Here is a 26,468-nt window from a genome sequence, read left to right as displayed (position 1 = left end):
CCGGGAGGTCCGATGAAACATATCTATGCCGCAGTACTGACTGCCGTTTTTCTCATGTCATCCCCCGCGCTCCAGGCGCAGGAGGTGGAATTTGTCATCCAAGACGCCGGCGAGGTCGCGCTCTCCGAGTTCAAATGGACCCACAGGGTCTTGGTGGTTTTCGCCGACAGCCCGCTGGACCCGAGTTTTCGCGAACAACTGGACCTTTTGGCCACGCGCCCGGAGGCGCTTTTGGAGCGCGATGTGGTGGTGATCACCGACACCGACCCGGCGGCCAGAAGCATGGTGCGCACAGAACTGCGCCCGCGTGGATTTGGTCTTGTGATCGTCGACAAAGACGGGCGCGTGATGCTGCGCAAACCCGATCCGTGGGATGTGCGCGAAATCACCCGCGCGATTGACAAAACGCCACTGCGGCAACAGGAAATCCAAAACGCGCTGCACGGTGGCGGCTGAGGCACTTGCGCCGCAACTGCGCGCACATCCGACACGGGGCCAGCCGCAACATCGGGGCCAACAGTGTCAGACCCAAAGACATCCTCGGGTGAACTTAAAAGGGGTGATGTGCCCAGACTGGAACACAAAGGGAGCTCTCGTACAGGCTCTCCGTCCCTCAAACCAGTATGAAGCGCGCGAAGAAGCCAGCTCATTCTGCCGCCTCTCTGCGCATCATTTTCGCGCCAAATATTGCAGCGCTCACAAACATTGCAACCACGAAAGCGGTCAAACTCTCGGTGTTGGCCAACCAACCCAGTCGAATGGGAAACAGACACGCCGCCACGATCGTCGCACCGATAATGGCCGCGCGCTGCACGTCACCCATGTTTCGAATCTCTTTTGTCAAAACAGTGTAGAGCAACCAAAAGGCCGCAAAACCGAGGCCAAAAGCAACAGCACTCAAGATCAGCAGCCAAACGTCGAGCACGAAAGCACTATGTGCCAGCATCAGTTTGCGTAAAGGCGTACCCAGATGGTGTTGAGAGACCATAAAAACCCAAAGGCCTGCGCTGGCTGAGCACAGAAAAGACACAAAATGGATCAGCCAGCGCAGCATCGCTTTATTCGAACTCCATGATCACTTCGTCGACGGCCAAGCTGTCGCCCGGCGCTGCGTTGATTTTGGACACGATGCCTTTGCGTTCAGCACGCAGGATGTTTTCCATCTTCATCGCTTCAACGGTACACAGCGCTTGGCCTTCCTGGACCTCATCGCCCTCTTCGACATTCACTTTGACGATCAGACCCGGCATCGGGCAGAGCAACAATTTGGACGTGTCCGGCGGCAATTTTTCGATCATGAATTTGGACAGTTCGGCGGCACGTGGCGAGCGGACATAGACCTTCATATCGGCACCCCGGTTGCGGATGCGGAACCCCCCCGGCGTTTTGCCCACTTTCAGCGTCAAACGGTCATCACCCATGTCGATCACGGCCAGGCTTTGACCCGGAACCCATGTGCTTTCACACCGCAATGTCTTGTCGTTGATCAACACGGTCGAGCCAGTTTTATCCGCCTCAATCGTCAGCGGGAAATCGAGATCGCCGATTTGAACGACCCACTCGTTGGGCACCACACGTTCGTGGTTGTCCATCCGCCCCGACACGCGGGTGCGGCGAATTTCGGCGACCCGGTACATCGACGCCGTGGCCGCAGCGATCCGTTCCAGATCGGCGTATGGCAGATTAACCCCTTCAAATCCTTCGGGATATTCCTCTTCGATAAAGGCCGTGGTCATTTCGCCCGCGATGAATTTCGGGTGGTCGTAGACGGCGGAGAGAAACGGCAGGTTGTGACCGATGCCTTCGACTTCAAACCCGTCGAGCGCATTGCGCATGTTCTCAATCGCGGTTGCGCGATCCGGGCCCCAAGTGCAAAGTTTCGCAATCATCGGGTCGTAATACATGGAAATTTCGCCACCCTCATAAACGCCCGTGTCGTTGCGCACGACATTGGTGTCGGTGACAATTTCCGCCGGTGGGCGGTATGTCGACAGGCGCCCGATGGACGGCAAAAAGCCGCGATAGGGGTCTTCGGCGTAAAGACGGCTTTCCATCGCCCAGCCGTTGATTTTCACGTCGTCTTGGGTGATCGAAAGCGGCTCGCCATTGGCAACCCGGATCATCTGTTCGACCAGGTCGATGCCGGTGATCAGCTCGGTCACGGGGTGTTCCACCTGAAGCCGGGTGTTCATTTCCAAAAAGTAGAAATTGCGGTCGCCATCGACGATGAATTCCACAGTGCCCGCGGAGGCATAATCCACCGCTTTCGCGAGTGCGACGGCCTGTTCGCCCATGGCTTTGCGGGTCTCGGGATCAAGGAAAGGCGACGGGGCTTCTTCGATGACCTTTTGGTTGCGGCGTTGGATCGAACATTCGCGCTCGTTCAGATAAATCCCATTGCCATGGGCATCGCAAAGCACCTGAATTTCGATATGGCGCGGTTGGGTGACGAATTTCTCGATGAAAATCCGGTCATCGCCAAAGGAGCTTGCGGCTTCGTTTTTGGAGGATTGAAAGCCTTCGCGGGCCTCTTCGTCCGTCCATGCGATGCGCATGCCCTTACCGCCACCACCGGCGGAGGCTTTGATCATCACCGGATAGCCGATCTGGTTGGAGATTTTCACCGCCTCATCCGCATCCGAGATCAGGCCCATATAGCCCGGAACGGTCGAAACACCGGCCTCCTGCGCCAGTTTTTTCGAGGTGATTTTGTCGCCCATGGCCTCAATCGCACCAACCGGGGGACCCACAAAGGCCACGCCTTCGGCCGCCAGAGCCTCGGCGAATTTCGAGTTCTCGGAGAGGAACCCATAGCCCGGATGCACCGCCTGCGCACCGGTCTGGCGGATCGCATCCATCACCTTGTCGATGACGATATAGGATTGGTTTGCGGGCGGCGGGCCGATGTGAACCGCCTCATCCGCCATCGCCACATGCAGGGCGTTTTTATCCGCATCGGAATAGATGGCGACCGTTTTGATCCCCATTTTCTTCGCGGTTTTCATCACACGGCAAGCAATTTCGCCGCGGTTCGCAATCAGGATCTTGTCAAACATCCACAGTCCCTCTCCCTTTTCTCAAATCTCAGCAGAGCACGCGCGCGGTTGCACGGGTGGTCTTTGAACTTTCTGTCATGATGGTCGGTATGGTTTTGGCCACAAAAAAGCTTCCCCGGCGGACCCCGCCCGGGAAGCTGTATTGTGATCGGTCAAACGGGCGCGCGGAGTGCGGGCCGGTCAGACGAATAAAGTTAGTTACAAACGCCCGCGTTGTCGCAATAGGTGCCCGCAAGCGCGCCCAAAGCGGCCCCGGTGAGCACATTGTTGTCAGTCGCGTCTGCGACGACAGCGCCCGCTGCGGCACCTGCAAGTGCGCGCTCCCCGTCGGTCTGCAAACAACCGGCAAGGGCTGTAACGGAGATGAGGCCAAGAACAAGAATGGATTTGCGCATGTTTTTTCTGCTTCTGATGATGTTACGACTGGAGTGATTCTATCCCAGCCCGCAGCCCACGCAAAGCGACAAATGCGGCTCACCGTGAAATCGGCAAAACCAAGCCCATGTGCGCAAAAATCCGCGCGAGAAAAACCCACGCACAAAGAAGAGCGGCGAGATCCATATGGGGGACATACAGACCTCGCCAAAGGGGAAGGGTAACGGTTTTCAGAACAGGGCGAGGTGTTGCTGGTCACCTGCGTCCTGTGACTAAGATGGGGTGCATCGCCTTCGCTCGCAAGAGCATAGCCAAACCGCCCGCCAAAACTGGCAGCAGTTCGCGCAAATGCCGATGTGCCAAGCGAAAACCCGCGCATCAGTCCTCTTGCTCCCCGTTCCACATCTCGTCCCAATCCGGGGCTTCTTCATCCTCTTCCGAGGCGAAAATTTCGGGATAGGAGGCCATAGCGCGGCCCATATCGACCTTCAGAAGCGCCTCATAAGAGGCCGGATCGAAATCCTCGGGATCGGCGGGCACAACTTCGCGGCCAAAGAGCCAGGACAAACGACCCGCGTCCAAATTGCCGCGCTCAAACGGCTCCTCGCCAAACTGTTCGACCAGCGCCATCAAAAACGCCGCATCGACCCGTTTGTCGAGCGCCTTGCGGTCTTTGTAACGTTCCAGCGCCTTGAGCGGCGTCACCCCTTTGGGGTTCGCGCGGCGAATGGTGAATTGGAAATCGGTTCCCGGAAACCGGCCCGGAAATCCTTTGTGTTTGGTCATATAGTCGCGTGCCATCAGCTGTCTCCCTGATCTGGTCGGCGCGCAATGAGGTCGATCTCAACCAACGCGCCAACGGCCAACGCGGTCACGCCCACCGTGGTACGTGCCGGAAGCCTCTCAGGCGGGAAGTAGCTTTTGTAGGTGTCATTGAACAGGGCGTAATCGCGCTCGAATTCGGTCAGGAAACACCGACATTGCATAATATGCGCCGCGCCAAGGCCCAATTCGGCCAGGATCAACAACAGATTGTCCATCACCCGGCGGGTCTGCGCCTCGATCCCCTCGGGCAGCGGTGCGTCAGGCGCGGCCGGGTCGGTCGGCATTTGCCCGGTCAGGATCACCCAACCGTCATCTTCGACCGCATGGGAAAACGGCGCGACCGGGCGCGGGCCGTTGGAGAACATATGAAATTTCGGGGCCATGTTAAAACGCCTCCCATGCGCAAACTTCGCCTGCGGGCGTGACCATCGGGCGGTAGGCCTCGAACACTTGCGGGATGTCTTCCGAGGGGGCGCCGAATTCGGTCGCCTGTTCGGACAAAGAGATCACAACCATCACAGGTTTCGGCTGAGACAGGCGCGGTAAGGCGTAGCTTTGGCAAAGATACGAAAGATCGGCCTCAAGCTCCTCATAGGACATCTGGCTCAACCGGGCCCGTAATTCAGGCGCAACAAAGCGAAATCGCGCTGTCAGGCCCATCGCCGGGCGATCCATCAGGTTCTCATAAAATTCAACCGGCTGGCCTGAGGGCACGGAAAGATCTTCGCTCTCGACCGGCATCAAATCGGCGGCGGCCGCAAAAGCCACGCAAGACGCCCCAAGGCAGAGGGTCATAAGACGGGTGATCATGTGGTCCTCTCCTTGTTTGAGCCATCATCTGTGTTTGAGCCATCATCTGTGGTGGCCGTGTGGGTCTTGGCATATCTGGCCCAACGGGCGCGCAGATTTGGGTTTTCCAGAACCTCGCTCAACCGCGCCTCTGTGGCCGCCTTCGGGAACCGTCCGGCGACCGTGCCGCCAGCGGTGATTTCAAGATCGGAACCAATCGCCACGACGCGCACCACCGGGCTGAACCCGCGCAGATTTTGCAGTGCCCGCCACATGTCTTGGCGCAATTGATGAGCGATGCGCACTTTGCGCAGCCCCGCACCGCCTGAGATCACGGTTTGCACCGCAACATCAAACTGTGCGGGCAGACGGCGCGACAAGGTCACCGCGCCATCCGCCTCAGAGATATGCCACTGACTGCGGGTCATCTGTCCTCACGACCCCGCTTAGAGCGGGATATTGTCGTGTTTTTTCCACGGGTTCTCGAGCTTTTTATTGCGCAGAGAGGCGAAGGCCCGCGTGATGCGTTTGCGGGTCGAGCGCGGTTGGATCACCTCGTCGATGAAGCCCCGTTCGGCGGCCACGAAAGGATTGGCAAAACGGCTCTCATAATTGGCCGTGTGATTGGCGATCTTTTCCGCATCCTTCAGATCGGCACGATGGATGATTTCGGTGGCACCTTTGGCCCCCATCACCGCGATTTCTGCGGTCGGCCAGGCGTAGTTGAAATCCCCGCGCAGATGCTTGGATGCCATCACGTCATAGGCACCGCCATAGGCTTTGCGGGTGATCACGGTCACTTTCGGCACGGTCGCTTCGCCATAGGCAAACAACAGTTTCGCCCCATGCTTGATCACGCCGCCATATTCCTGAGAGGTGCCCGGCAAAAAGCCCGGAACATCGACGAGGGTCAAAACAGGGATTTCGAACGCATCGCAAAAGCGCACAAACCGCGCGGCTTTTTTCGAACTGTCGATGTCGAGGCACCCGGCCAAGACCATCGGCTGGTTCGCCACCACGCCGACCGTCTGGCCTTCGAGGCGGATGAACCCGGTGATGATGTTTTTGGCGTGGTTTTCCTGAATCTCGTAAAAATCACCCTCATCCGCGATCTTGTAGATCACTTCTTTCATGTCATAGGGGGTGTTGGCATTGTCCGGGATGATCGTGTCGAGCGAGGCATCAATCCGATCCGGCGCATCAAAGAACGGGCGCACCGGGGCTTTCTCACGGTTGTTGAGCGGCAGGAAATCGACAAGGCGGCGCACTTCGGTCAGCGCTTCGATGTCGTTTTCAAAGGCACCATCGGCGACCGAGGATTTTTTGGTGTGGGTCGAGGCACCCCCCAGTTCCTCGGCGGTCACCACTTCGTTGGTCACGGTTTTCACCACGTCAGGGCCGGTGACGAACATATAGGACGTGTCTTTGACCATGAAGATAAAGTCGGTCATCGCAGGCGAATAGACCGCGCCCCCCGCGCATGGCCCCATGATCACGGAGATCTGCGGCACGACGCCGGAGGCCATGATATTGCGCTGGAACACTTCGGCATAGCCCGCAAGGGACGCCACGCCTTCCTGAATGCGCGCCCCACCCGAGTCGTTCAGCCCGATCACAGGCGCGCCGTTTTGCACCGCCATATCCATGATCTTGACGATCTTTTCCGCGTGGGTTTCCGACAGAGACCCGCCGAACACGGTGAAATCCTGGCTGAACACATAGACCATGCGGCCATTGATCGTGCCCCAGCCGGTGATCACGCCATCGCCGTAGGGTTTGCTCTCCTCCATGCCAAAATCGGTGCAGCGATGGGTTTTGAACATGTCAAACTCTTCAAAGCTGTCCTCATCCAGCAAAAGCTCAACCCGCTCGCGTGCGGTGAGTTTGCCTTTGGCATGTTGGCTGTCGATGCGTCGCTGTCCGCCTCCCAGACGGGCCTCATTGCGGCGATCGTGAAGTTCTTGGATGATGTCTTTCACGGGTGGGCCTCCTCGTCATTTCAGGGCGCACCTTACGCGGGCAAAGCTCCGCATCAAAGCAGAGTCTGGCAGATTTGCAAACTATGCAAAATAATTTTTTTGCTAATCGCAAATTCGCAAATATTCGACACTGAAAATTGGAGTGGCAGATTTGTGCCGACCGCAAAATCTACCCCCTTGGGTCTCCCCTCTCACGACTGATACCCTCACGGCAATGATCAAGACGATCTCTTTGTATGAGGCATATATGTATAGAGTCCCCTATTCCCCGTCCATCGCACTGACCCTTGCCCTGATGGCCCTCGCCACCCCCAGCCTCGCAGATGACACCCCCGCAGGCGACAGCGCTGACACGAAATCCTACCGGATGGTCTGTGCCTCTGAGGCCTTCGATATCACCTTCGCGGGTGAGGCCCTTGTGATCGCGACAGACGGCGACAGATTTACCCTGCCGCACGTGCCGTCCGCAGATGGGGCAAAGTTTGCAACACCCGACGAAAGCACGCTTGTCTGGGTCAAGGGCCGCGCAGCGACGGTCACGCTCAACGGCACGCCCCTGATCGATTGCCGCCTTGAGCCCCTCACCGCCCCCTGGAGGGCGCAGGGCAATGAGCCCGGTTGGCGGGTTCAGCTCACCGGAGAGCGGATTCTCTTTGATCTCAATTATGGCGAAGACCGTCTTGACCTGCGCCAACCTGACCCCGTTCAGGACGGGGTGCGCACGATCTACGCCATCCCGGCCTTTGGCCTCACTCTCACCCGGCAGGATAAGATGTGCTACGATGACATGAGCGGACGGCCTTACCCACAGACCGTCACCCTCGCCACCGCGACGGCTGAGTTTCGCGGCTGTGGCGGCGACACAATGGCGCTTTTGCAAGGGGACTGGCAGGTAAAAGACCATACTGGCCACCCCCCGCTTGCGGCGCACCCTATCACCCTTGCCGTCACAGACTCTGGTCAGCTTTCGGGTTCGACAGGCTGTAACCGCTTTACAGGGCAGATGTCGATCACCGGCGAGGGCCAGGTGATCATTGGACCACTGGCCACAACGCGCATGGCCTGCGCCATGGATGCGATGCAACAGGAGCATGATTTTTTGGCCACATTGGCCACCATCGACCGCTTTGAAATCAACGAGAGCGGGGATTTGGTCCTGCTGCATGGCAATGAGGTCGCCATACTCGCAGGGCGGTGAGAGTCTCTATCCGCAGAGAATGCCCTGTGCAAAAACATGTATGGGTTTGCCATAGACAGCCGAGCATGGCCGCCTATTGTTGCGCCATGACACAAAAGCCCAACATCTCGTCAAAGCCCGTTGTCCGCTTTCTCGACCGGACAACGCCGCCACACATCGTCACCTTGGTGCTCATGGCCGGATTGTCCGCCATGACCATCAACGTGTTTTTGCCCGCCTTGCCCGAAATGACCGCCTATTTCGGCACTGAATATCGGGTGATGCAGCTGTCCGTGGCGATTTTCCTTGGCGTCAATGCGGTGCTGCAACTTGTCGTCGGCCCCCTGTCTGATCGCTATGGTCGCCGTCCGGTGTTGATCGGCGGTATCTTGATTTTTCTCCTTGCGACGCTTGGCGCCATTTTTGCCCCCACTGCTGGCGTGTTCTTGGTTTTGCGCGCCACACAGGCCGGGATCGTCACCGCCATGGTGCTGTCACGCGCCATCGTGCGCGACATGGTGCCGGGCGAAGAGGCGGCGCAGATGATCGCCTATGTCACCATGGGCATGTCGCTTGTGCCCATGGTTGCGCCCTCCGTGGGCGGTATTTTGACCTCACATTATGGCTGGCAGAGCAGCTTTTGGTTGCTGTTCGGCGTTGGTCTGTTGCTGTTGGCCATGGTGTTTTTCGATGCTGGCGAAACCGCGCCAAAGCGCACAGGGTCCATGATGGACACGCTGCGCGGCTTTCCGGAACTGCTTAAATCCCAGCGCTTTCTGGGCTATGCCCTTTCGGCGGCCACCGCATCAGGGGCCTATTTCGCCTTTCTCGGCGGCGCGCCGTTTGTCGGCTCGACGTTGTTTGGCCTTTCAGAAGATCGGCTTGGCCTCTACATGGCCGCGCCCGCCGTTGGCTATTTCTTTGGCAATTTTCTGGCCGGTAAATTTTCCACACGCCTCGGCATGAACACGATGATCATGATCGGCGCGAGCGTCAGCACGTTGGGCATCCTCGGCTCGCTCGTTTTGTTCCTCTTGGACCATGCCACGCCCGAAAGCTTTTTCTTTTTCATCACCTTTGTTGGCCTTGGCAATGGCATGCAATTGCCCAATTCCATCGCCGGATCGCTCTCCGTGCGCCCACATCTTGCGGGTACGGCAGCGGGACTGGGCGGTTCGATGTATATCGGCGGCGGGGCAATTTTGGCGGCCTTTGCAGGCTCGGTTCTGACCGTCGAAGGTGGCGCGCTGCCCCTTTTGTATATCATGGCCGCTGCCTCCGGCGCGTCGATCCTGGCCGCGATTTGGGTGGTGCGGCGTGAACGGGTGATTGCCGCAAGCTGAGCCACCACCCCCGCTCTGAACCCTCTTGCCAAGGCGGGTTTGCACTGGCAAACCTTACTTTGCAAATAACTCAGAGACACGAGGGCAGCCATGGCTCAGCAAAAACTCTACGCCGGTGCGAAACTGCGCGAGACCCGGACACGGCTGGGCCTGACCCAACGTGCCTTTGCCGAAAAACTCGGCGTGTCCCTGCCCTATCTCAACCAGATGGAAAACAACAACCGCCCGGTTTCGACCGGCGTGGTCCTGGCGTTGGCGCAGGAGTTTGGCTTTGACGTGACCGAGCTTTCCTCGGGCGACGCCGAACGCATGGTCACCGATATGCGCGAGGCTTTGGTCGATCCGGTCTTTGCCGACGGCGCGCCGCCCTTGGCCGATCTGCGCCTCGCCGCTTCAAACGCGCCCGCACTCGCACGGGCGTTCTTGGAACTGCACCGCGCCTATCGTCAGACCACCGAACGGTTGGCCTCGATGGACGAGGCACTGGATCGCGAAAACAATCCCGCCCGACCCAGCGCCTGGGAAGAGGTGCGCGATTTCTTTCATTATTGCGACAATTACATCGATCCGGTGGACCGCGCGGCGGAAAATTTTGCCCGCCCGCATGGCGAGAGCCGCGATGTGGTCAAGGCCGCAATTGACACATTGGAGCGCAGCGGCATCACCCTGCGCGCCTCCGGCGATAGCCTGCGCCGGTTTGACCCGGACAGCGGCACGTTGACCATTTCGGCCCGTGCCTCAGGCGCCACACGCAGCTTTCAAATCCTGCACCAACTCGCCCTTGTGACCCAAGGCAAATTGTTGGACGCCACGCTGGATCTGGCGCGGTTTCAATCCGAACAAGCCCGACAAATCGCCCGCATTGGCTTGGCCAATTATTTCGCAGGTGCCGCACTTTTGCCCTACACCGAATTTCTGGCGGCGGCCCAAGAGGTGCGTCATGATCTTGAACTTTTGTCGGATCGCTTTGGCGCGTCCATCGAACAGGTTGCGCATCGGCTTTCGACGCTTCAGCGTCCGGGGTCCAAGGGCATTCCGTTCTATTTTGTCCGTGTCGATCAGGCCGGAACCATCACCAAACGCCACTCTGCCACACGGTTGCAATTTGCCCGCTATGGCGGCGCGTGCCCGCTTTGGAATGTCCACCAAGCCTTTGAGCGGCCCGGACATTTCCTGCGGCAATTGGCGGAAACGCCGGATGGGGTGCGCTACCTGTCGATCGCGCGGGATGTGTCCAAACCCGGTGGCGCCTTTCATGCGCCTGTGCGGCGCTATGCAATTGGACTGGGCTGCGAGGTTACCCACGCCTCAGAGATGGTGTATGCCGATGACTTGGATGTGACCAAACCGGCGGCGTTTGAACCGATTGGGATTTCCTGCCGGATTTGCGAGCGGCGCGATTGCCACCAACGCTCGATCCCGCCGCTGGAACGGCGTCTGACAATTGATCCGAACAACCGTGGCACCCTGCCCTACCGGATCGACTGACCCATCAGCCGCGCGCGCTGAGCCAAACCCCACCAAGGATCAATCCAGAGGCCATCACCACGCGCAGCCCCATCGGCTCGGCCAACAAAAGTGCTCCCGCACAGGCCGTGATGACGGGCACTGAGAGCTGCGCACTTGCGGCCAAGGACGGCGGCAGGCGCGGCAGCACGGCATACCATAGCGCATAGCCCAAGGCCGAGGTCACAGCGCCGGAGGTGAGGGCCATGAGCCAGCCGAAACCGGTGAGCGCCGTGGCCATTGGGCTGAGGAAAAATGCGATCAGCGCCAAGGGCACCGTGCCGACGAAATTGCGCGCCGTGCGCGCCAAAGGTGCCGAGGCCCCGCGCCCAAGCAGACTATAAACGCCCCAAGCGCCCCCCGCGAGCGCCATCAAAAGAGCCGCGCCCAAAGGCGGAGCCGTCAAGCCGGGGAACAGCAGCCATGCAAGGCCAGACAAGGCGATGACAACGCCCAAAATCGCCCGCCCACCGATCCTGTGGCCCCGCAGATAGCCCAGCACCAACATGGTGACCTGAACCATCGCGAACAGGATCAAAGCCCCACTGGCCGCCGACATCGAGACATAGGCGAGCGAGAAGGCGGCGGCATAGGTGAACAGGGCCAAAATGGTCGGCAAATCGGAACGGCTAGGGCGCAGGGGCTGATGCCGCCACGTTGCCAAACCGGCCAAAACCACCGCCCCAGACATCAACCGCACGGCCGCAAATGCCATGGCGCTGCCACCTGTGGCATGCGCCGGGTCCGACAGCGCGGCGCGGGTCAAAAGCGAATTACCCGCAAAAGCGAGGAGCGTCAGCAGCAAGAGGCCGAAGGTTTTGATGTCGATACGGCCCATGAATGCCCCCTAGCGCGCGGTGTGCGAGAGGCCATGCTGAGGGGGCCGGCGCAAAAGCGCAAGAGGGTCAAAGGTAACAGGTATGAGAGAACATCATGGATCTCAGAGTGAGAAAGTGGCGCGGTTGACGGGGCTCGAACCCGCGACCCCCGGCGTGACAGGCCGGTACTCTAACCAACTGAGCTACAACCGCGCATTGCCAAAAGAGGCAAGGTCTTTCCTATGCGCCCTTTCAGACGCGTGCCGTTTCCGGTGTGGTAGCATGGCGCGGTTGACGGGGCTCGAACCCGCGACCCCCGGCGTGACAGGCCGGTACTCTAACCAACTGAGCTACAACCGCCCGCTACCCGACCGGGGCCGAGCCCCGAACGTGAGGGGCGTTCTATGGCCGGTACGCGCCCCCGTCAAGCGGGGAATCGAGGAAAAGCGTCTAAGGGGTGAAAAAAGTTCATGGCACAGGCACGAGCGGTTTGAGAGGACGAAAGGACAGGTGCGAAAGACAAGGATGCTTTGGACTCTTCGGTCGTAAAACCGGGATCAGAATTGCCAATACACGCCAGATCAAAGACTGCGTTTTGCCAAGAGTAGAGGGGGATGGTGGGTCGTGAGAGGCTCGAACTCCCGACATCTTCGGTGTAAACGAAGCAAGTATCCGCCAACCCATTGTTTTCTGGCCCAAGTGACTGTTTTTAAATGTCTCATTTGGGCAATTTATCAAGCATAGATCAAGTTCAACAGGTTCACGGAACCTATGCACACTTCGCAAAAATATCAGATCACAAAATAATATGCGTTTTCCGCATTTTTCCTATTGCAATAGTGGTGCGGATAGCGCACTATAAATGCATGGAAACGGGCAGACGCCCAACAGGAGATAGACAGATGACCGATTTTGCACTCTTCCACAAAGCAGACTGGCGCGACGGTGGGATGCCGAAGACAGAAGGCGCAACCCATATCGTCAGCCACGACACGCGCCACCGCGCCTACGATGTTCCCGCCGATCAGATCGATGAGTTCTATGAGTGGGTCGCAAGCGTGTTCAGTGGCGACAATGACCCGATGTTTGGCGTGGATTTTGACGGCACGGTCTACGAGTATCTTGATGAAATCGACGTGTCGGTGCGTGAGGTATGACCCCCGCAGAATTCAAAGAGGCCCGCCTGTCGCTGGGCCTCAAAGCAGAACAAGCCGCTCCGCTCTTTGGCTTGGGTGACAAATCACGGATCTACAACATCGAGTCGGCGGCGCAGGTGCCCCTGTGGCATGCGCGGCTCATGACCGCCTATCTCAGAGGATACCGTCCCGACGACTGGCCGACCGACGCAGTCGCGCGTGAGTGATCAGCACTCCGCCTCAAAAACGCCATTCTCAAATTCGATCTGCTCGGCGGTGGCGCGATCGGTCAGGACAATCTGACGCGCGGTGTCCGGCACAAATGTTTTTTCGCGCGTCACCACATCGCAAAAATTGACCTGACCGTCCGGCACTTGCACCGTGGTGCCGGCGCATCCGCTAAGGACGAGACAGGCGGTGAGACAAATCATCGTCCGTCGCATTTGACACTCCCTCTCTGATTGACAGGATCACCCGGCATTGCGCGGCCTCTTCTTTGTGCGATGTCGCAAGCGCCGTCTGTTGCGCCAAATTTGTGCGCAGCGCGCGCAAGTCAGCGGATAAATCTGCCTTGTCCGCCCGCAGCCCCTGCGCCCATGCAAAGAGGCCCAGACAGGCCACCAGAGCCGCGCCAAGCGCATATTTGGTGACCCACTTCATGATTGCACCAAATTAAATGCCCGCAGCCATGAGAGCGCCTGACGCTTTTCAAGCGCCGTGTTCCAATCCGGCGCGGTACGATCCACAACAAAGGGCGTGTCCTTGATGCCCTGCCATTTCTTGTACGCAGCGGCCAGCTTTGTATGATATCCATGCTTGGCATATCCGGGGCCGTTGTAGCCGCGCGCGAAACCGGCCCAATCCTTGCGGCGCAACTCATCATCCAAACCGCTGTTGACGATGAAACGCACCATGCCCGCCAATTGCTCCGCCTCGCCCTCAAGGAAGACTCTCACCATGTGCTCGGCGGTGATGTATCCAGCAAGGCGGGCGTTAAAGCCCATGACCTGCCCAAGGCCCCACGATGTAGATCTGAACGCTGCCTCGCGATTGATTCCCATCGCGGCCAGAATTCGGGGATAGCTGTCGCGAGGATAGGCGCGCTCACCCCAATTGCGATAGGCCAGACCCTCACGCACGGCGCGCTCACGCTCGGCCATAGTCGGCAGTTCTTTGTAAAAAATATGCGGCTCAAACAGCGCCCTAAGGCGGTTCTTATCGTCCCAACCGCCGCCCGATGTTTCGACATCCATGACCGCATGCAGGTGATCCTCTCCACAGCCAATGCTTGCTGCGAGCGCCGATATATCCAGATCGGCCAGCCGCTCACCCGTCCCTACAAATTTCATTTTTCACCCCCATCCTGAGGCACACGCGCCAACGCGCGCACGATCTGCAACAACAACCGACGCAGTGCCCCGGCCTCAACACCAAGCGCCAAAAGGCCCAGAGACATGTAGGTCCACTGCGGGACGGGCTTGGCCAAAACATCAAGACCATAATCAGCGACAAACAACGCCATCGCACAGAGCGTGGCAAACACCTGGACCCAGCCGACCTTTTTATCGACTTCGGCGCTTTTTTCATCCTCAGACATGGGTGGCCAACCTTCCCACCTGCCGCGCAGCGGCCCAAATGATCAAAAACCCGGCACCCGTTCCGATGGACGAGAGGCCAATCGTCGTGACAAAAAAGACCGGCACGGCCAGCGTCCAAAGATCATGCCTATTTTTGCGCAAAAATCGCGATGCGGGCCTGACCCATCTGCACATGTGCTTGATACAGCTCATGTTACCCCCACACTCTCTTGAGTAAAAAAATCATCACCAAATCACCCGGTTTTGTTGCAGCGTGCCCTCCTCAATGTGGCGGATCAGCTTAGCCATCACCCGGCCATTGATGTTGGTGTAATGCTCCGCCAGCTTGTGATTGTACGCCACTGGACCATAGAGCACGTCATAGAGTGTGCTTTGATCATATGACCCAGTGGCCCAATATGGTTCGAGCACATAGGCGAATGTCGCCTTTTCGATATCCAGAAGTGCCACATCCAATAAATCCGCCACCAGCCGGTATGAGTTATTGAGATAGCCATATGTGCGCAGACCGGGAGTTGGGATGCCGTTGCCTGTCCAATCGCGTATGACCACGCTGTCGCTATCGGGCGGCCAGATTGTCGTTTCCTCATCCAGTTCGACCATGCGCACGAGGACGGAGTAGGATGTTGTGACCGGGATCGTCTCCAAGACTGTGACCGTGCCACCCGATCTCGCAGTCACTGTGTATGTGCCCGCACAGTCACCTGTCGCGACAGACAAGCGGGAGCCAATACCAATTGCTTCACCGCCAAAAGAGTAGGTCTCAAATGGCCCAGAAATCGTATTCGCAACTGCGTCGAAGGCGTGTGTTGCTGTTACGGAATAGCTGAGATAGGGCCAATATTGACGGTGTGTGTCCGGGAAATCTTGCGCACCACCGCGCGCCAAATGCGGGTGTTCAGTCGTGGATAGGAAGGGCATGCCGCCGCGCCCGCGAATTTCGGCAACGATTTCTAACAGATCTTGCGGCATAGACGGATAGCTAGATTGCCCATCCATATCTGTTTTTCCGCCCGAGTTCATCGGATTAAAACCGACCCAAATGTCGTGGTCCGTTTCAACCGTGCCCTGAATTTGCGCCAGAAACTGCGAGATGACTGTGCCGCCAACGGCCTTCATATCAACCGCAAATTCGACATTCTGCATCAGCCCAAACGCATCACTCGCGCGGTCGGCCAATAGTTGCGCCGGAGCATACGGCCCTGCGGCTCCGCCCTCAGCGGTCGCACCCGTGTCAATGGAATCCCCAGATGCCCCGATTTTGATTGTGCGGGCAGCTGCTTTTGTGCGTACGCCATCGTTCCATGTGTAGAAATTGACTGGATTTCGTGGATCATCAGGCCAAGCAACGTCAAGCGGGTTCACGCCCATAATTTTAGTGGTCAAGGTCCGCGCTTCATCGGCAAAACTGCCAATGCCTGCTATCGCCTCAAGCAATGCGATGCGGTCCGAATTTGAAATGGTGTCCGCAATGACAGCATCCAGATCGGCAGTGGTGACGCCCGATGCGATCAGTCCCCAAGCACTCTGTGGCGGACCGGCAAAGCGCAGTAGAGCATGACGATTGAGCTTAAACTCTCCGCCGCTAAACGCCTCATTCGCGCCATGTTTACACAAATATGATGATCCATTCAGGACCACCTTTGCTGGTCCGGTATTGGCCTGAGGCACCTGAAAAGATACAAGTGTGCCATCTGTCGCGCTCACAGGCCGTGGCGTGGTCAGAGTGTAAATGTCATATGTGCCATCGTTAGAATAGGCCACAGATGTTGAGCGCGCGAGGTGATGATTGATCGTAGAAACGTCCGCCGCATTGAATTCAACAATAAAAGTCGCGCCCGGCAAATTTGGCCGAATGATCATCGACCTGCCCGGTTGAATTTCACCGCCCTTCATCGCACCGCCTGTGTAATCAACCAAATCACGCGTCACACCGGCCACCGTCGCAGTCGGCGCAGCCGTGTTCGCAGCGGTCGGCGTAAACAAAATGCGTGTTTTAGAGGCGAGAATTTGCGCATTTGTCAGATCGCAATCAGTGAGTGTCAGGATAATTGCATTTGCCGTTCCCGAAACATCGGCGCGCCACACCGCACTCGCTGCATTCGCCGTTTTGTCAGATTTGCCACCCAGACCAGAATCGCCGATACGCACCCAAGCGCCTGTTTGCACCTCATAAAGTCCGTCCACCGCGATGTCACCGGACCCGCTAACGATTGCCTGATCACCATCCGCCAGCGTTGCTGGGTCCTCAAGACCAGCGACAGACGTGGCCCGATCAACAACCCCTGCGTATGTCTCTGCCATAGCGGCGGCAGCTTCAGCTAGAGCCATACTTTCGTTTGCTGTGGTAGCATGAGCAGCCGCAATATCTTTCTGTTTAGATGCCTTCGCAGCGTGGTGCTTGGCCGAATACTGACCCGGATCAACCTCAACATCTTCTGGATTTTCGGCCCATTGTTCGGACTTGTCCTGTGCCGCCTCTGCCGCAGTAATTGCTCCGGCCACATCACCAAACTGCGCGGCAATCGCAGCCACTTGATCGGCATTTACCTGCGCCGATCCAGCCGCCGCTGTAGCCGCCGCTTGGGCTGACAGAGCCAATGCTAGGACACTTGGTGCGGTTGGCTCTTCAATGTCTTGACCCAACAGGGACATGATCTCAAGCGGTCCTGGGCCGGAAAACGAAATCGGCCCAAGGTTTTCGGTCTTTGATACCGGACCATTGAGACCAGCAATCACATAATGCAATGAGACATTGTAAAGCCGCCCATTGACCCCACTTTCCGGCGGCCAGAGCATGGCCGAAAAGTTGCCATCGACATCAAGTGCATAGCTTTCTGCAGCACCGGCAACAACAGCCTGACCCAACTCGACATCCCATTTGTTCAGTTGGAAAGAAATCACGCCACTGCCAGGCTTGGAGCCATCAGGCATCTCAATAGGACCAACGATGTTGGTTTTGGCTGTCGCCATGTCATGTACTCCGATGTTATGTGATTGTGGCCGTGACCGTCGGCGTCAGAACACTTTCGATCTGTGACACGTTGATGGCCTTGGCGGTATAGTCATATGTCCCGGCGCCGGGGCTGTCTGTGAATTCGAGGACAACAGCCGCCTCACTCGCAAACTCGAAAATAACGACAGCATCGCGCAGCACCTGTGTTTTCCAATTTGAGGCGGAGGCGGAGGCGGTGACCTCGACATTTGCTGTGCCATCGGCGTTGTCGGTGACGATCAATGATGATGGTGCATCAGGGGCGGTAGAGACGGCCAATGCCGGCACATCCTCCTCAATGACATATGCGCCCTTGGTGCCGCCTGGTGTGACAAGACATCCACGCACATCATAAAGCGCACCGTCTGTCAGGATTCCGGTGTTTGCGCTTGTCTGCATCGCAGTGACAACAAGAGTGGTCCAAGTGTCCGCCCCAGCCGGAGAGACCTCTATGCGCGGCGTGAGAGCATCCGACACGGGCGCATCCCATGCCACACCAATCGCCGCTGCCCATGCGTTTTGGGCCGTCTGCACACCAGACGGCGCGGCATTGAAATTTGCCAATGTCGGGATTGTGCTTGGCGTGTCATCATCCGGTCGCACCTGCGGAAGGCCCTCTTCGATGGTGCTCCATGTCGTCGCCGCAAAGTCAAAGAGCGAAAGCTGGAGCGTCACCTGAAGTGTGCTCATGTCTACAATCGGCGCTTTTTCAATCAGATAAACGCCTGACAAAATTCCAAAATCCAAAGTCACAAGGCGCTCGCGGATGGCGCGCAGACCACGCGGATGCAGCCGCACAGTGATGCGCTTTTCCGGGTTGTCGATGTAGCTTTTCAGCTTTGCCAATCGCCGCGCTTGGCTGTGACTCGGCACCGCCGAAAGATCAAAGGTATCGGCAACAAGGCTTGCACCAAACTCAGCCTCCAAATCGTCGCGCACCCATGGATCGCCGGTCACAGAGACATAATCAAGGCTGCGATCGGTGTATGTGAAAGGAAGCTCGGTAAAATAATCAAGCAGGTCCGGGCCATTATTGACCTCATCAAAGCCAATGATGTCCCGAGACGTCAAAGTGACGGTTGGCGCATCATATTTACCGGCGCGAATCCCGAATGTCCCATCCGGCAAGAGGACAATGTCACCGCCACAGGATGCAAGCATGCGCCCCAAAATATCCTGCGGGGCCTCCGTCATGGAATATGTCATCGACACCCGATAGCGCGGCTCTGTGCCGCCGCCAGCAAGCGGGATCGCATCATCGCAATCATCCGCTGCGGCGGATAGCCAATTCATATTGACGCGGACAGGCACATTCAGACCATCCGGCGACCCAATAAAATCAGCAATTTGAAGCGCAGCATTGTCTGAGTATGCATAGCCGTTCGACCTTGGGTCATATATCGGCGGAGATCGAAGCACTTGCGTGATGATAGGCGGATCAGTCGGGAAGACATCGCGATAGCTTTCTGCGGGAACCTGTTGCCGCCGCATATATGTGGAGCACAGACCATCGAGCCGGTGGTTTTCTGTCCAGACCGGATAGTAAGACGTGAGCTCAGAATAGTGCGTCTCTGGGATTTGACCTGTGCGGGTCTCAACATAGACCCGCCGAGAAACATTTGTGGGCAATCCAACCTCAGGGTCCCATGGCGGGCCTAAATCAATGGTCCAATCACCAAAAAGACCACCATCATCAGTGTCGTAGAGATACTTATTGGCGACAAAATTTTCCCCATCAATCTCGACCACATCGCCATCAAGGCGCGTCTCAACAATTGTATATGGCCCGCCATGACCATGAACGGTGACCTGATGATAAAACCCATCTTTGGCGCGCCGAAAGACGACCTGACCACCCGTCAGGACCTCACCCTTATGCACAAACCGCTGCCCTACAGTCTGCTTGAATACGGTCTTGATGTCATCCGGCGTCGGGGCACTCTGACCTTTTGCAAAGGCTCCTTTTGCGGCATTGATAAGCGCAAAATTCACGAGAGACCCGGCAAGCGTGAGCGCCCCGCCAGCCCCGACCAGAGTCACGCCAAAGACAGACAAGCTACCCGTCAGGCCGGTGAGAGCCGTAAATGCCCATGCGACAGCCTGCACCATTACACGCCCCACCCTTCCAATATCTCAAAGCTGCATGGCATCATTATGCCGGTTTTCGTGCGCACATAGGGCCGAGCGCCAACAAGAATTGCCCCAAGAGTTTGACCCGCCGTGCGGATCACGGCGATCCCATCCTGCGTTTCGCCGGCGCGCTCACCGCGCATCGCTTTACGGCTCATATTCAAAAGCCCGCCCCCAGAAATCATTACGCGACGACAGCTCATCCAGTCGTCATAAGCGCCAATGATGTGATATCCGGGGTTTCGCCCTGTCACACTTTCCCATGCCAAAGACGGCCACAGGCAACAGTCATTGCGCCCCCAGACCCAAGGGTCTGATCGTGTTTCACTCACAAATTTCAGAAACATCACCAGTCCGTGAGCTTAATTTCGGTGTCAGACACCTCGACCACAAATCCCAATCCCAGGTCTTCGGGATGCCGCCTTTGTTGATCGCGGTCGGTGTAATAGCCAGAGAGCGGGACACCAGCACGGAAAAGACCGCCCTCAACAGTGAGAGACACCACGGCTCCACCCGGAACAAACGTCCCAATCACTCGGGACATGATGCCGTAATCCATTGTAATCGGATCACCAAGCGGAACACGACGGCCATGCTCATCAAGGCTCACGGGATCAAAAATCTGCATCCAAAGCCTTGCGGAGCGACCCAAATAATCAGCCCTGTTGCCGATAAGCTCAGGGATACGTGCCTCAGAATATCCGACCAAATCTTTTGGCAAACCAAGCTGATACTCACGATATGGCGCAAGCTCACTGCCACCGCCGATCTCGCTCATGCCGACGAGATCGCCAAGACCTTCCCACTCATAGCCACCAGCGATAAATGGCACACTCCAATCTGAGACACGCACAGGACCGCTGGCAAAATCCATTTCCAGCATGAAAGCCTTGTGGATCACCTCTCGGTCCAAAGCCGACATCATGGCCTCAGGGTCAGGCTGCGTCGAAAGAAAAACGCTCATCTCTGAAAGACCTCTTTAGCCGTGAATGTAACAGGTGCAGCGTAGCGCATGCCGGTCGGATAGGCCCGACCATCGCTATCATTTGACAGCCGCAAAAGGATGGTTGGACCTGATATTTTCACCTCATCACCCACCGCCACAGACATACGCAGAGGCGGCAAAAATGAGACCACACCAGAAGCATTTGATTGGACCTCATACAAAAAGTCATTAATCGAAAAATACCCGCCCGGATTGATGTTCTCGCCCGAATATCCAGACAGATTTATGATCGTGCTACCGGCTGGCGCATCAGCGGCCACAATGCAGATACCGCCATCCGGGATCGGGCCGGAAATTGGCAGAGCAAAAGAATTCCAGACCTTGAAGCGAAACGGATTTTGCCGCCCGCGCAAAGAATGGATGAATGCGCGCCAGACAGGAATTGTCTCACGAATGAGCTTCCCCGTAGTGATCTTTACTTCCCAAACGCCATTTTCGCGACCCACGATTTGCTCATCACCATCAAGGCCAGGACCCGCCGTCACAGACGTCATTGACAAAAACGGCGAACCCTCAATGCGACCATTGATGTCAAGAGGCCAGTCAATAACCGTCATTTTGGACGCCTTTGCTGCTCTGATACGTTACGATTGTTTTGCTGCACAACACGCACAGCGACCGGCAACGCAGCGGCTGCACCTTCTTGGCGCGCGATCGCACCAAGGGTGCCATCATCATTGACATTGACGTCAACAACCACCCTGACCTCACCCCCCGACACAGACCCGGACAAAGCCTTTTGCGCTTGCGGCACATTGAGGATCGCACCATTTTGTGACGGCACAAACACCTCAGAATTTGGCGTATTTTCATTGACGAGATAGGGCACACCGGCACTCACAGACCCACCACCAGCCCGCGCACCACCCAAAAGTGATCCAATAATTCCGCCACCGGAGCCACCAAAAGCAGACCCCAGAAGAGACGAAAGACCAGAACTGAAACCAGAGACGCCGCCACTGCCAAAAAGCGCATATTCCAAAGCGGCACGCTTGATAGCCTGCCACAACCGATCAAAAGCATCTGTCGCCCCGCCCGCCACATCCAATATGGCCTCACCGATATCAGCGCTGATATCAGAAAAATACTGGCCTCTCCATTTGCATCGGACAAAGCCTCTTCGACCATCTCAATGGCGCGGGAATAGGCCTCAGGATGTGCCGCAAAAAACCCCTTGGCATTCAACTCCTCAAGCTCGGCAATATCGGCCTCATACAGCTCAAGCGCCGTGCGCGTCTTGTCGATCCAACGCGCAGCCTCGCGCATATCATCACTGACGCTTGACGATGATCCACCACCGCGACCAGCACCTGACCTTGATGAATTTGCGGCAATATTCCCCTGAGCAATAGAGGACACCTGAGAATCTGATAGGGTGAGCCCCTTTTTCTGCGCCTCTGATCGGACAGATGCAATCTCGCGCTCAAGTGATAGCTGATCTTTGGTCAGACTTTGGATGCGCTCTTGCTCTGCTACATAGTCCGATGCCGCTGCGGCTTGCCGGCCAAGAGCGGCAATTTCGGATAACGCCGCTGCTTCCGGCGATGTTGCTACAGGCCGATTTGCAAGAGATGCATTTAAACTGTCCGATTGAGCCGTCGCGGCGGAAAGAACTCCAACAATATATGAAATTTGCTCGCTGATTGCCGACATATCGACACCGGCAACATTCTCCAAACTGCCCGCTGCATCCATAGCTGAATCGAGAGTATCGCCAAGGGACGCGTTGTACTCATCAACATCAATCATGCCATTCTCTAGCTGGGCATTTAATGCCGCTATGTTCTGCGCGGCCTGCCCCAAGTCGGCACCGATATCGCCAAAACCACTCATACCAGACAGTTCTGCATCAGCATAAAGCGACCCAGACAACTTTTCAGATTCGGCCAAAACCGCGCCGATTTGATCCGCGAGCTTTCTTAACTCATCAGCCTGCTCAGCCCTCAAATCACCGATTTCTGAAAATTTTGCAAAGACATCAGACCCAAGCATTGATTTAGCAAGCGCATCATTGGGAAAAATATCATCAAGGGTCGTCGTCCCCATGTCAGACAATACCTCTGCCCAACCCATGGCCGCTTTTTTTGCATATCCCTGCATCTTGACTGACAAAGCGGCCCACTGACGGTCAATTTGATCTGCCTTTTTGATCATCACATCATCAAGCACGGCACCAACCTCATGTGCCCGCTCTATGGTATCCGTCAGCGCAACCTGACCCTGACCCAACAGCTCGACAAACCGCTCACCCGCCGTGCCCCCAAACAGCTCATCAGAGATACGGATTTGTGCCGCCTTATCCAAACCCTCCATCCGTCCCAGCATTTCAAGCATCAAGTCAGATGGTTTTTTGATTTTTTCCTTTAATTCATCGGATGTGTATCCAAGGCGCTGCAACGCCTCCGCAGCCGGACCGACGCCAGTGACTGTAAATTCGTCCACCCGAAGGTTCAGTTCCTTGAATCCATCGACCAATGAATCGACGCTGATCCGGTTTTGATCCGCGACATATGACCACTCTTGGAATTCCTCCACCCCAAGACCGGACCGCTTTGCCTCATTGCCGATCTGAGCAATGCCATTGACCGTACGACCGATGTTGCTAAGGACCATATCAAGCGAAGCTGTGATCGCACCCGCCGCAATACCGGCAATGAACGTCTTGCCCATTGCCGTCGCACTTTTGCTGATTTTTGTCAGATTTCCATCAACGGTACGCGCCATACCTGTGGTATTTTTACTTGCATCCCGCGTCATGCGCGCAATCAGTTTGTTGTTCCGATCCATCGCGCGCGCAAAATCTTTGTCCTTTGCCTGTAAAAGGATCGTGATGCGTTCAAGGTTTTCATCAGGCATAGCGCGCTTCAAGCTCCTCTAGATCTTCGATTGTGGGCGGCGGCAATTCTCCAGACGCTGCCGCCTGTGCCTCATTCCACGCCTCGACCAATTCACTGGTCTCTTTTGGCGTGAGGGCGCGCACCTCGGCGGGCAATCGCCCCATCACTCCACAGATGTTTTTAACGCGCTGACCTGCATCGTACCGCTCTTTTCGATCGACTTTTTCACGCGCGATCCAGCCGCTTTTTTTTTATCCCCATCGACCAAAGCAGCGGGAATAAAAGTCACGCCCAAAAGGCGCTGTGCGGTCAGTCGCAAAGACAGATTATCGGATGGCGGCAGAGAGGCGATCAGCGCGTCAGCCGCACGATCCGTCATGCCACCGCCCACCAACGCAAGTGCCACGATGTCACGCACATGACTGACCTTGGGCGCATCTCCACGACCAAAAAGCTGATCGAACAACTGGAAAACGCCGAAATCATATTGCTGCTCAAACCGCTCAATCTCAGCGTTCCGCAACAAGAGACGGCGGGACTCCCCGCCGATCTCCTCTTCATATGCGCCCGTGCCAGAAATCGCCAAAATCAGCCTCCGGCGTAAAGGTCACAGCGCCAGACGACCCAGCCGAAATGCCCATGGTCACACCGCCTGACATTTCCCCGCCAAGCTCAAAACTTGAGAAAAAGAAGCTGCTCGCAAATGTGCCAAAATTTGGAACGATGACCTGCAAATTGGCAAACGGCGTGTCGGCCAAAACAGTGGTGAGCGCCGCCACTTCTTCGGTGCGACCTTTTGAAATACCGTTGCCGGAGAAACTCACACGCTTGGTGCCATCAAGAACTTCGGTCCACATCGGACCCTCAGGCGCATCACAATCAGGCGTCGTCACATCGATCTCTTCGTTGTTGATCGTGATGGTTTTGGTCGTCAACGCGCAGAGCGTCGTAAAAACCTCTGGGTCCGCCCCATCGCCAATCTTGATCAGGAGCGTGCGCCCCTTTTTCTTTGCCATATCGGCCTCCATTTTTTGGAAATGGGCCTGCGCCCGGATTGCCTTGCCGAAGGGCGTTTAGTCGGCCAAAGCGATAGACGCCTCAAAAGCGACAGTCGCGATGTAGCTTTTGCCATCCGCCGCGCGGATCACGGCTTGCGTGAGGTAATCACACCAATCGACGGAAAATCCCGGCAATATCAGCGCCGCATCATCAAGAGACGTGCGCACCGCGGCGGAAATTCGTGTGGCCTCAACACGACCATTCACGGGCCGTGAATGGCACTCAATCGAAAATTTGATGTCATCATCCGTAAAGCACCCGATGCGATCCGCACTCAGATCAATGTTGCCGATCCGAACATAGGGAAAAACAACATCCTGCGGCGGCTCATCATAGATGCGACCAGACACAAGTGCGGATACGCCAGTATCCGCCTTTAACCAGCCAACAAGCGCAGATTGCAAAGCAAGCGCTGAATCGTCAGCCATTGAAAAGCTCCTTTGCCGCCTTGCTCACTGCGCGCTTCGCACGATTTTTACGCCGCTTACGCGTGACATTGAGCACTGGATTTACAAATGGCCTTGGGCCACTCTCACCCTCAATCACCTTTGACTTTGCACCAAAGTCAGCCAGATATGACCCATCGGCGTTCTGTTTGCCCTTGATATCCGCGCGACTTTTGCCGCTCTTAACCGGGATCAAGACCTTCGTCATGGCGATCAATTCGTCACCACTTTTTTTTGTCGCCTGATCGACCTTTTTTTTGATACGATCAGGCAAAGCGGACAATTTTCTTGCAACACGATCACCACCGATCACAGTCATTTGGAGACCCCTTCTTGAAAACCATTCTCATGATTATTTCGATTGTTTTCATGTTTGGCGGCATGGTCACTTTCCTCACTGCGGAATCAGCAATCCACGAAATACTGGCCGTATTGGCGATCGGATTTGGTGTGATTTACATTGGTCTTGGCGGCATCATTGCAGCCATTGAGGATGCCGCTAAGAAGTGACCTCTTCACAGGTCATTTCAACGACCGCACCCTTTCGACCAACCGCACCAATGCCGCGAATGTCCCATGTTGCACCGCGCGCTTTAATGCGATCAGCCTCACCAATTGCCAAAACATCATCAGACTGACGAAATCGGATTGTGGCAGTTCGCGGGCTTTCCAGCCGACCGGACGCAATAGCCTCTTTTCCAAGACCTTCAAGCATATCCGCCCAAAGCATCATGACCACACCGGGCGCTGTTTCGATATCCGCCCAGGCTGAATTCGGATTCCCATATCCATCATCACCAGCGACCAGACGCTCAAAGGTAACCGGCTCTCGAAATCGTCCAGCCGCCATCAGATCACCCTCCACCGCAATGGTGCCATAAGGGCATCAACGGCTATCGGCAATGTCGTGATATTTCCGATGACGACAGCTTCGCGGTTCTCATACCAATGGCCCACCAAAAGCTTGACAATGACCTTGACCACTTCACGGTTTGACTCTGGCAACTCACAATCAAATTCTACTGTCCCGGCCTCTTCGATGGTCACGACAGCGCCATTTGCACAGAGCGTGATTGGCACAGAGACACCACCAACCCGCGCATCTGTGATGTCGGGAAAGGGCAACAAGACATCGCCCGCCTCAGCATCCACACTCCACGTTTGCGGCATGATACAGCGCCCCAAAACCCCCTTCCACCCATCAAGATACGCAACTGCCGCAGATGTGAGTTGAGAAATCAGGGTGTCCTCATAAGAATGCGACACGCGAAGGTGCGCTTTCACCTCATCAATAGAGGTAAAAAGCGCACCCGGAGGCGTTATGAGAACAGGCACAAGAACCGTCATTTTGACGATGAACCTTTCTTACCAACCTCCTTTGCGGCTTCCTCTT

General features: G+C 56.6%; 33 protein-coding genes and 3 tRNA genes. 7 read left to right on the top strand and 29 right to left on the bottom strand.

The features are described from left to right. Positions 1-12: 12 nt before the first annotated feature. Positions 13-456 (top strand): DUF4174 domain-containing protein, encoded by a 444-nt coding sequence (locus C8029_RS10390; protein ID WP_009572825.1) that lies wholly within the window; start codon positions 13-15, stop codon positions 454-456. A 190-nt stretch (positions 457-646) separates the two neighbouring features. Here the strand turns inward: C8029_RS10390 and C8029_RS10385 are convergent, their stop codons facing one another. From C8029_RS10385 to C8029_RS10350, 8 genes are all read right to left on the bottom strand, one after another. After that, positions 647-1,054, bottom strand: a complete 408-nt coding sequence (locus tag C8029_RS10385) for a YihY/virulence factor BrkB family protein (protein WP_009572826.1) — start codon at positions 1,052-1,054, stop codon at positions 647-649. 4 nt (positions 1,055-1,058) lie between these two features. Continuing rightward, the gene (locus C8029_RS10380; protein ID WP_152002859.1) at positions 1,059-3,056 is read right to left on the bottom strand and encodes an acetyl-CoA carboxylase biotin carboxylase subunit; all 1,998 of its coding nucleotides are present in this window, start codon (positions 3,054-3,056) and stop codon (positions 1,059-1,061) included. A gap of 194 nt (positions 3,057-3,250) precedes the next feature. Beyond that, the gene (locus C8029_RS10375; RefSeq protein ID WP_009572828.1) at positions 3,251-3,451 is read right to left on the bottom strand and encodes a YMGG-like glycine zipper-containing protein; all 201 of its coding nucleotides are present in this window, start codon (positions 3,449-3,451) and stop codon (positions 3,251-3,253) included. A gap of 358 nt (positions 3,452-3,809) precedes the next feature. After that, positions 3,810-4,232, bottom strand: coding sequence for a hypothetical protein (locus tag C8029_RS10370; RefSeq protein WP_009572829.1), 423 nt, complete (start codon positions 4,230-4,232; stop codon positions 3,810-3,812). After that, on the bottom strand, positions 4,232-4,639 hold the full coding sequence (locus C8029_RS10365) for a RidA family protein (protein WP_009572830.1): 408 nt from the start codon (positions 4,637-4,639) through the stop codon (positions 4,232-4,234). Before C8029_RS10365 ends, C8029_RS10370 begins: the two co-directional genes overlap by 1 nt. Before the next feature lies 1 nt (position 4,640). Continuing rightward, the gene (locus tag C8029_RS10360) at positions 4,641-5,066 is read right to left on the bottom strand and encodes a DUF6497 family protein (RefSeq protein WP_009572831.1); all 426 of its coding nucleotides are present in this window, start codon (positions 5,064-5,066) and stop codon (positions 4,641-4,643) included. Then, on the bottom strand, positions 5,063-5,473 hold the full coding sequence (locus tag C8029_RS10355; protein WP_009572832.1) for a hypothetical protein: 411 nt from the start codon (positions 5,471-5,473) through the stop codon (positions 5,063-5,065). Before C8029_RS10355 ends, C8029_RS10360 begins: the two co-directional genes overlap by 4 nt. Before the next feature lie 18 nt (positions 5,474-5,491). After that, positions 5,492-7,024, bottom strand: a complete 1,533-nt coding sequence (locus C8029_RS10350; RefSeq protein ID WP_009572833.1) for an acyl-CoA carboxylase subunit beta — start codon at positions 7,022-7,024, stop codon at positions 5,492-5,494. Between the two features lie 247 nt (positions 7,025-7,271). On the opposite strand from C8029_RS10350, the gene C8029_RS10345 reads away from it, so the two are divergent. The 3 genes from C8029_RS10345 to C8029_RS10335 all read left to right on the top strand — a co-directional run bounded on the left by C8029_RS10345 (position 7,272) and on the right by C8029_RS10335 (position 11,032). Next, entirely contained in the window at positions 7,272-8,222 is a 951-nt protein-coding gene (locus tag C8029_RS10345; protein ID WP_193217638.1) for an META domain-containing protein, read from the top strand. A gap of 65 nt (positions 8,223-8,287) precedes the next feature. Then, positions 8,288-9,544 (top strand): multidrug effflux MFS transporter, encoded by a 1,257-nt coding sequence (locus tag C8029_RS10340; protein WP_009572835.1) that lies wholly within the window; start codon positions 8,288-8,290, stop codon positions 9,542-9,544. A gap of 90 nt (positions 9,545-9,634) precedes the next feature. Then, complete coding sequence (locus tag C8029_RS10335) at positions 9,635-11,032, top strand: helix-turn-helix domain-containing protein (protein ID WP_009572836.1); 1,398 nt, start codon at positions 9,635-9,637, stop codon at positions 11,030-11,032. Between the two features lie 4 nt (positions 11,033-11,036). Here the strand turns inward: C8029_RS10335 and C8029_RS10330 are convergent, their stop codons facing one another. The 4 genes from C8029_RS10330 to C8029_RS10315 form a co-directional block, all read right to left on the bottom strand. After that, positions 11,037-11,888: a DMT family transporter gene (locus tag C8029_RS10330; protein ID WP_152002857.1), complete on the bottom strand. Its 852-nt coding sequence runs from the start codon at positions 11,886-11,888 to the stop codon at positions 11,037-11,039. Positions 11,889-12,004: 116 nt separating this feature from the next. Beyond that, a tRNA-Asp gene (locus C8029_RS10325) sits at positions 12,005-12,081 on the bottom strand. A 70-nt stretch (positions 12,082-12,151) separates the two neighbouring features. Further along, positions 12,152-12,228, bottom strand: a tRNA-Asp gene (locus C8029_RS10320). Between the two features lie 255 nt (positions 12,229-12,483). Next, positions 12,484-12,550 (bottom strand) — tRNA-Ser (locus C8029_RS10315). Positions 12,551-12,770: 220 nt separating this feature from the next. On the opposite strand from C8029_RS10315, the gene C8029_RS10310 reads away from it, so the two are divergent. Beyond that, the gene (locus C8029_RS10310; protein WP_152002856.1) at positions 12,771-13,025 is read left to right on the top strand and encodes a hypothetical protein; all 255 of its coding nucleotides are present in this window, start codon (positions 12,771-12,773) and stop codon (positions 13,023-13,025) included. Then, entirely contained in the window at positions 13,022-13,231 is a 210-nt protein-coding gene (locus C8029_RS10305) for a hypothetical protein (RefSeq protein WP_152002855.1), read from the top strand. The genes C8029_RS10310 and C8029_RS10305 overlap by 4 nt, the downstream gene beginning before the upstream one ends. On the opposite strand, the gene C8029_RS10300 is transcribed toward C8029_RS10305, so the two are convergent. From C8029_RS10300 to C8029_RS10235, 15 genes are all read right to left on the bottom strand, one after another. Beyond that, positions 13,232-13,447 (bottom strand): putative periplasmic lipoprotein, encoded by a 216-nt coding sequence (locus tag C8029_RS10300; RefSeq protein WP_152002854.1) that lies wholly within the window; start codon positions 13,445-13,447, stop codon positions 13,232-13,234. It lies immediately after the preceding gene. 213 nt (positions 13,448-13,660) lie between these two features. Beyond that, complete coding sequence (locus C8029_RS10295; protein ID WP_152002853.1) at positions 13,661-14,353, bottom strand: N-acetylmuramidase family protein; 693 nt, start codon at positions 14,351-14,353, stop codon at positions 13,661-13,663. Beyond that, positions 14,350-14,601, bottom strand: coding sequence for a hypothetical protein (locus C8029_RS10290; RefSeq protein WP_152002852.1), 252 nt, complete (start codon positions 14,599-14,601; stop codon positions 14,350-14,352). The genes C8029_RS10295 and C8029_RS10290 overlap by 4 nt, the downstream gene beginning before the upstream one ends. Positions 14,602-14,827: 226 nt before the next feature. Continuing rightward, positions 14,828-17,575, bottom strand: a complete 2,748-nt coding sequence (locus C8029_RS10285) for a hypothetical protein (protein WP_152002851.1) — start codon at positions 17,573-17,575, stop codon at positions 14,828-14,830. A gap of 16 nt (positions 17,576-17,591) precedes the next feature. After that, positions 17,592-19,706, bottom strand: a complete 2,115-nt coding sequence (locus tag C8029_RS10280; RefSeq protein ID WP_152002850.1) for a phage tail protein — start codon at positions 19,704-19,706, stop codon at positions 17,592-17,594. Then, on the bottom strand, positions 19,706-20,074 hold the full coding sequence (locus C8029_RS10275; protein ID WP_152002849.1) for a DUF6950 family protein: 369 nt from the start codon (positions 20,072-20,074) through the stop codon (positions 19,706-19,708). Before C8029_RS10275 ends, C8029_RS10280 begins: the two co-directional genes overlap by 1 nt. Next, on the bottom strand, positions 20,074-20,691 hold the full coding sequence (locus C8029_RS10270) for a hypothetical protein (RefSeq protein WP_152002848.1): 618 nt from the start codon (positions 20,689-20,691) through the stop codon (positions 20,074-20,076). The genes C8029_RS10275 and C8029_RS10270 overlap by 1 nt, the downstream gene beginning before the upstream one ends. Further along, entirely contained in the window at positions 20,688-21,290 is a 603-nt protein-coding gene (locus tag C8029_RS10265; protein ID WP_152002847.1) for a hypothetical protein, read from the bottom strand. Before C8029_RS10265 ends, C8029_RS10270 begins: the two co-directional genes overlap by 4 nt. Next, positions 21,287-21,562: a hypothetical protein gene (locus C8029_RS10260; RefSeq protein ID WP_152002846.1), complete on the bottom strand. Its 276-nt coding sequence runs from the start codon at positions 21,560-21,562 to the stop codon at positions 21,287-21,289. The genes C8029_RS10265 and C8029_RS10260 overlap by 4 nt, the downstream gene beginning before the upstream one ends. 8 nt (positions 21,563-21,570) lie before the next feature. After that, positions 21,571-23,589 (bottom strand): phage tail tape measure protein, encoded by a 2,019-nt coding sequence (locus C8029_RS10255; RefSeq protein ID WP_152002845.1) that lies wholly within the window; start codon positions 23,587-23,589, stop codon positions 21,571-21,573. Further along, entirely contained in the window at positions 23,582-23,734 is a 153-nt protein-coding gene (locus C8029_RS22030) for a hypothetical protein (protein ID WP_193217637.1), read from the bottom strand. The genes C8029_RS10255 and C8029_RS22030 overlap by 8 nt, the downstream gene beginning before the upstream one ends. Further along, entirely contained in the window at positions 23,734-24,156 is a 423-nt protein-coding gene (locus C8029_RS10250; protein WP_193217636.1) for a GTA-gp10 family protein, read from the bottom strand. The genes C8029_RS22030 and C8029_RS10250 overlap by 1 nt, the downstream gene beginning before the upstream one ends. After that, the gene (locus C8029_RS10245) at positions 24,128-24,586 is read right to left on the bottom strand and encodes a phage tail tube protein (RefSeq protein WP_152002843.1); all 459 of its coding nucleotides are present in this window, start codon (positions 24,584-24,586) and stop codon (positions 24,128-24,130) included. The genes C8029_RS10250 and C8029_RS10245 overlap by 29 nt, the downstream gene beginning before the upstream one ends. Positions 24,587-24,643: 57 nt before the next feature. Further along, positions 24,644-25,057: a DUF3168 domain-containing protein gene (locus C8029_RS10240; RefSeq protein WP_152002842.1), complete on the bottom strand. Its 414-nt coding sequence runs from the start codon at positions 25,055-25,057 to the stop codon at positions 24,644-24,646. Next, positions 25,050-25,394, bottom strand: coding sequence for an HK97 gp10 family phage protein (locus C8029_RS10235; protein ID WP_152002841.1), 345 nt, complete (start codon positions 25,392-25,394; stop codon positions 25,050-25,052). Before C8029_RS10235 ends, C8029_RS10240 begins: the two co-directional genes overlap by 8 nt. A 14-nt stretch (positions 25,395-25,408) precedes the next feature. On the opposite strand from C8029_RS10235, the gene C8029_RS22025 reads away from it, so the two are divergent. Beyond that, on the top strand, positions 25,409-25,585 hold the full coding sequence (locus tag C8029_RS22025) for a hypothetical protein (protein WP_193217635.1): 177 nt from the start codon (positions 25,409-25,411) through the stop codon (positions 25,583-25,585). Here C8029_RS22025 and C8029_RS10230 read toward each other — a convergent pair. Together C8029_RS10230 and C8029_RS10225 are read right to left on the bottom strand one after the other, a co-directional pair. Then, a complete protein-coding gene (locus C8029_RS10230) occupies positions 25,575-25,925 on the bottom strand; it encodes a head-tail adaptor protein (protein ID WP_152002840.1) in 351 nt (116 codons plus the stop codon). The genes C8029_RS22025 and C8029_RS10230 overlap by 11 nt on opposite strands. Continuing rightward, entirely contained in the window at positions 25,925-26,422 is a 498-nt protein-coding gene (locus C8029_RS10225) for a head-tail connector protein (protein ID WP_152002839.1), read from the bottom strand. Before C8029_RS10225 ends, C8029_RS10230 begins: the two co-directional genes overlap by 1 nt. Positions 26,423-26,468: the final 46 nt, after the last annotated feature.

Source organism: Roseobacter sp. TSBP12 (assembly GCF_009129705.1).
In the GTDB taxonomy this organism is placed as follows: Bacteria; Pseudomonadota; Alphaproteobacteria; order Rhodobacterales; family Rhodobacteraceae; genus Celeribacter; species Celeribacter baekdonensis_A.
This window is presented reverse-complemented; position numbering and strand designations above follow the sequence as displayed.

Excerpts from the sequence above, each read along its gene's own strand:
- C8029_RS10390 (WP_009572825.1), top strand. The coding sequence starts at position 13 with ATGAAACATATCTATGCCGCAGTACTGACTGCCGTTTTTCTCATGTCA.
- C8029_RS10385 (WP_009572826.1), bottom strand. The coding sequence starts at position 1,054 with ATGCTGCGCTGGCTGATCCATTTTGTGTCTTTTCTGTGCTCAGCCAGC.
- C8029_RS10380 (WP_152002859.1), bottom strand. The coding sequence starts at position 3,056 with ATGTTTGACAAGATCCTGATTGCGAACCGCGGCGAAATTGCTTGCCGT.
- C8029_RS10375 (WP_009572828.1), bottom strand. The coding sequence starts at position 3,451 with ATGCGCAAATCCATTCTTGTTCTTGGCCTCATCTCCGTTACAGCCCTT.
- C8029_RS10370 (WP_009572829.1), bottom strand. The coding sequence starts at position 4,232 with ATGGCACGCGACTATATGACCAAACACAAAGGATTTCCGGGCCGGTTT.
- C8029_RS10365 (WP_009572830.1), bottom strand. The coding sequence starts at position 4,639 with ATGGCCCCGAAATTTCATATGTTCTCCAACGGCCCGCGCCCGGTCGCG.
- C8029_RS10360 (WP_009572831.1), bottom strand. The coding sequence starts at position 5,066 with ATGATCACCCGTCTTATGACCCTCTGCCTTGGGGCGTCTTGCGTGGCT.
- C8029_RS10355 (WP_009572832.1), bottom strand. The coding sequence starts at position 5,473 with ATGACCCGCAGTCAGTGGCATATCTCTGAGGCGGATGGCGCGGTGACC.
- C8029_RS10345 (WP_193217638.1), top strand. The coding sequence starts at position 7,272 with ATGTATAGAGTCCCCTATTCCCCGTCCATCGCACTGACCCTTGCCCTG.
- C8029_RS10340 (WP_009572835.1), top strand. The coding sequence starts at position 8,288 with ATGGCCGCCTATTGTTGCGCCATGACACAAAAGCCCAACATCTCGTCA.
- C8029_RS10335 (WP_009572836.1), top strand. The coding sequence starts at position 9,635 with ATGGCTCAGCAAAAACTCTACGCCGGTGCGAAACTGCGCGAGACCCGG.
- C8029_RS10330 (WP_152002857.1), bottom strand. The coding sequence starts at position 11,888 with ATGGGCCGTATCGACATCAAAACCTTCGGCCTCTTGCTGCTGACGCTC.
- C8029_RS10310 (WP_152002856.1), top strand. The coding sequence starts at position 12,771 with ATGACCGATTTTGCACTCTTCCACAAAGCAGACTGGCGCGACGGTGGG.
- C8029_RS10305 (WP_152002855.1), top strand. The coding sequence starts at position 13,022 with ATGACCCCCGCAGAATTCAAAGAGGCCCGCCTGTCGCTGGGCCTCAAA.
- C8029_RS10300 (WP_152002854.1), bottom strand. The coding sequence starts at position 13,447 with ATGCGACGGACGATGATTTGTCTCACCGCCTGTCTCGTCCTTAGCGGA.
- C8029_RS10295 (WP_152002853.1), bottom strand. The coding sequence starts at position 14,353 with ATGAAATTTGTAGGGACGGGTGAGCGGCTGGCCGATCTGGATATATCG.
- C8029_RS10290 (WP_152002852.1), bottom strand. The coding sequence starts at position 14,601 with ATGTCTGAGGATGAAAAAAGCGCCGAAGTCGATAAAAAGGTCGGCTGG.
- C8029_RS10285 (WP_152002851.1), bottom strand. The coding sequence starts at position 17,575 with ATGGCGACAGCCAAAACCAACATCGTTGGTCCTATTGAGATGCCTGAT.
- C8029_RS10280 (WP_152002850.1), bottom strand. The coding sequence starts at position 19,706 with ATGGTGCAGGCTGTCGCATGGGCATTTACGGCTCTCACCGGCCTGACG.
- C8029_RS10275 (WP_152002849.1), bottom strand. The coding sequence starts at position 20,074 with ATGTTTCTGAAATTTGTGAGTGAAACACGATCAGACCCTTGGGTCTGG.
- C8029_RS10270 (WP_152002848.1), bottom strand. The coding sequence starts at position 20,691 with ATGAGCGTTTTTCTTTCGACGCAGCCTGACCCTGAGGCCATGATGTCG.
- C8029_RS10265 (WP_152002847.1), bottom strand. The coding sequence starts at position 21,290 with ATGACGGTTATTGACTGGCCTCTTGACATCAATGGTCGCATTGAGGGT.
- C8029_RS10255 (WP_152002845.1), bottom strand. The coding sequence starts at position 23,589 with ATGCCTGATGAAAACCTTGAACGCATCACGATCCTTTTACAGGCAAAG.
- C8029_RS22030 (WP_193217637.1), bottom strand. The coding sequence starts at position 23,734 with ATGGGGCGATTGCCCGCCGAGGTGCGCGCCCTCACGCCAAAAGAGACC.
- C8029_RS10245 (WP_152002843.1), bottom strand. The coding sequence starts at position 24,586 with ATGGCAAAGAAAAAGGGGCGCACGCTCCTGATCAAGATTGGCGATGGG.
- C8029_RS10240 (WP_152002842.1), bottom strand. The coding sequence starts at position 25,057 with ATGGCTGACGATTCAGCGCTTGCTTTGCAATCTGCGCTTGTTGGCTGG.
- C8029_RS10235 (WP_152002841.1), bottom strand. The coding sequence starts at position 25,394 with ATGACTGTGATCGGTGGTGATCGTGTTGCAAGAAAATTGTCCGCTTTG.
- C8029_RS10230 (WP_152002840.1), bottom strand. The coding sequence starts at position 25,925 with ATGGCGGCTGGACGATTTCGAGAGCCGGTTACCTTTGAGCGTCTGGTC.
- C8029_RS10225 (WP_152002839.1), bottom strand. The coding sequence starts at position 26,422 with ATGACGGTTCTTGTGCCTGTTCTCATAACGCCTCCGGGTGCGCTTTTT.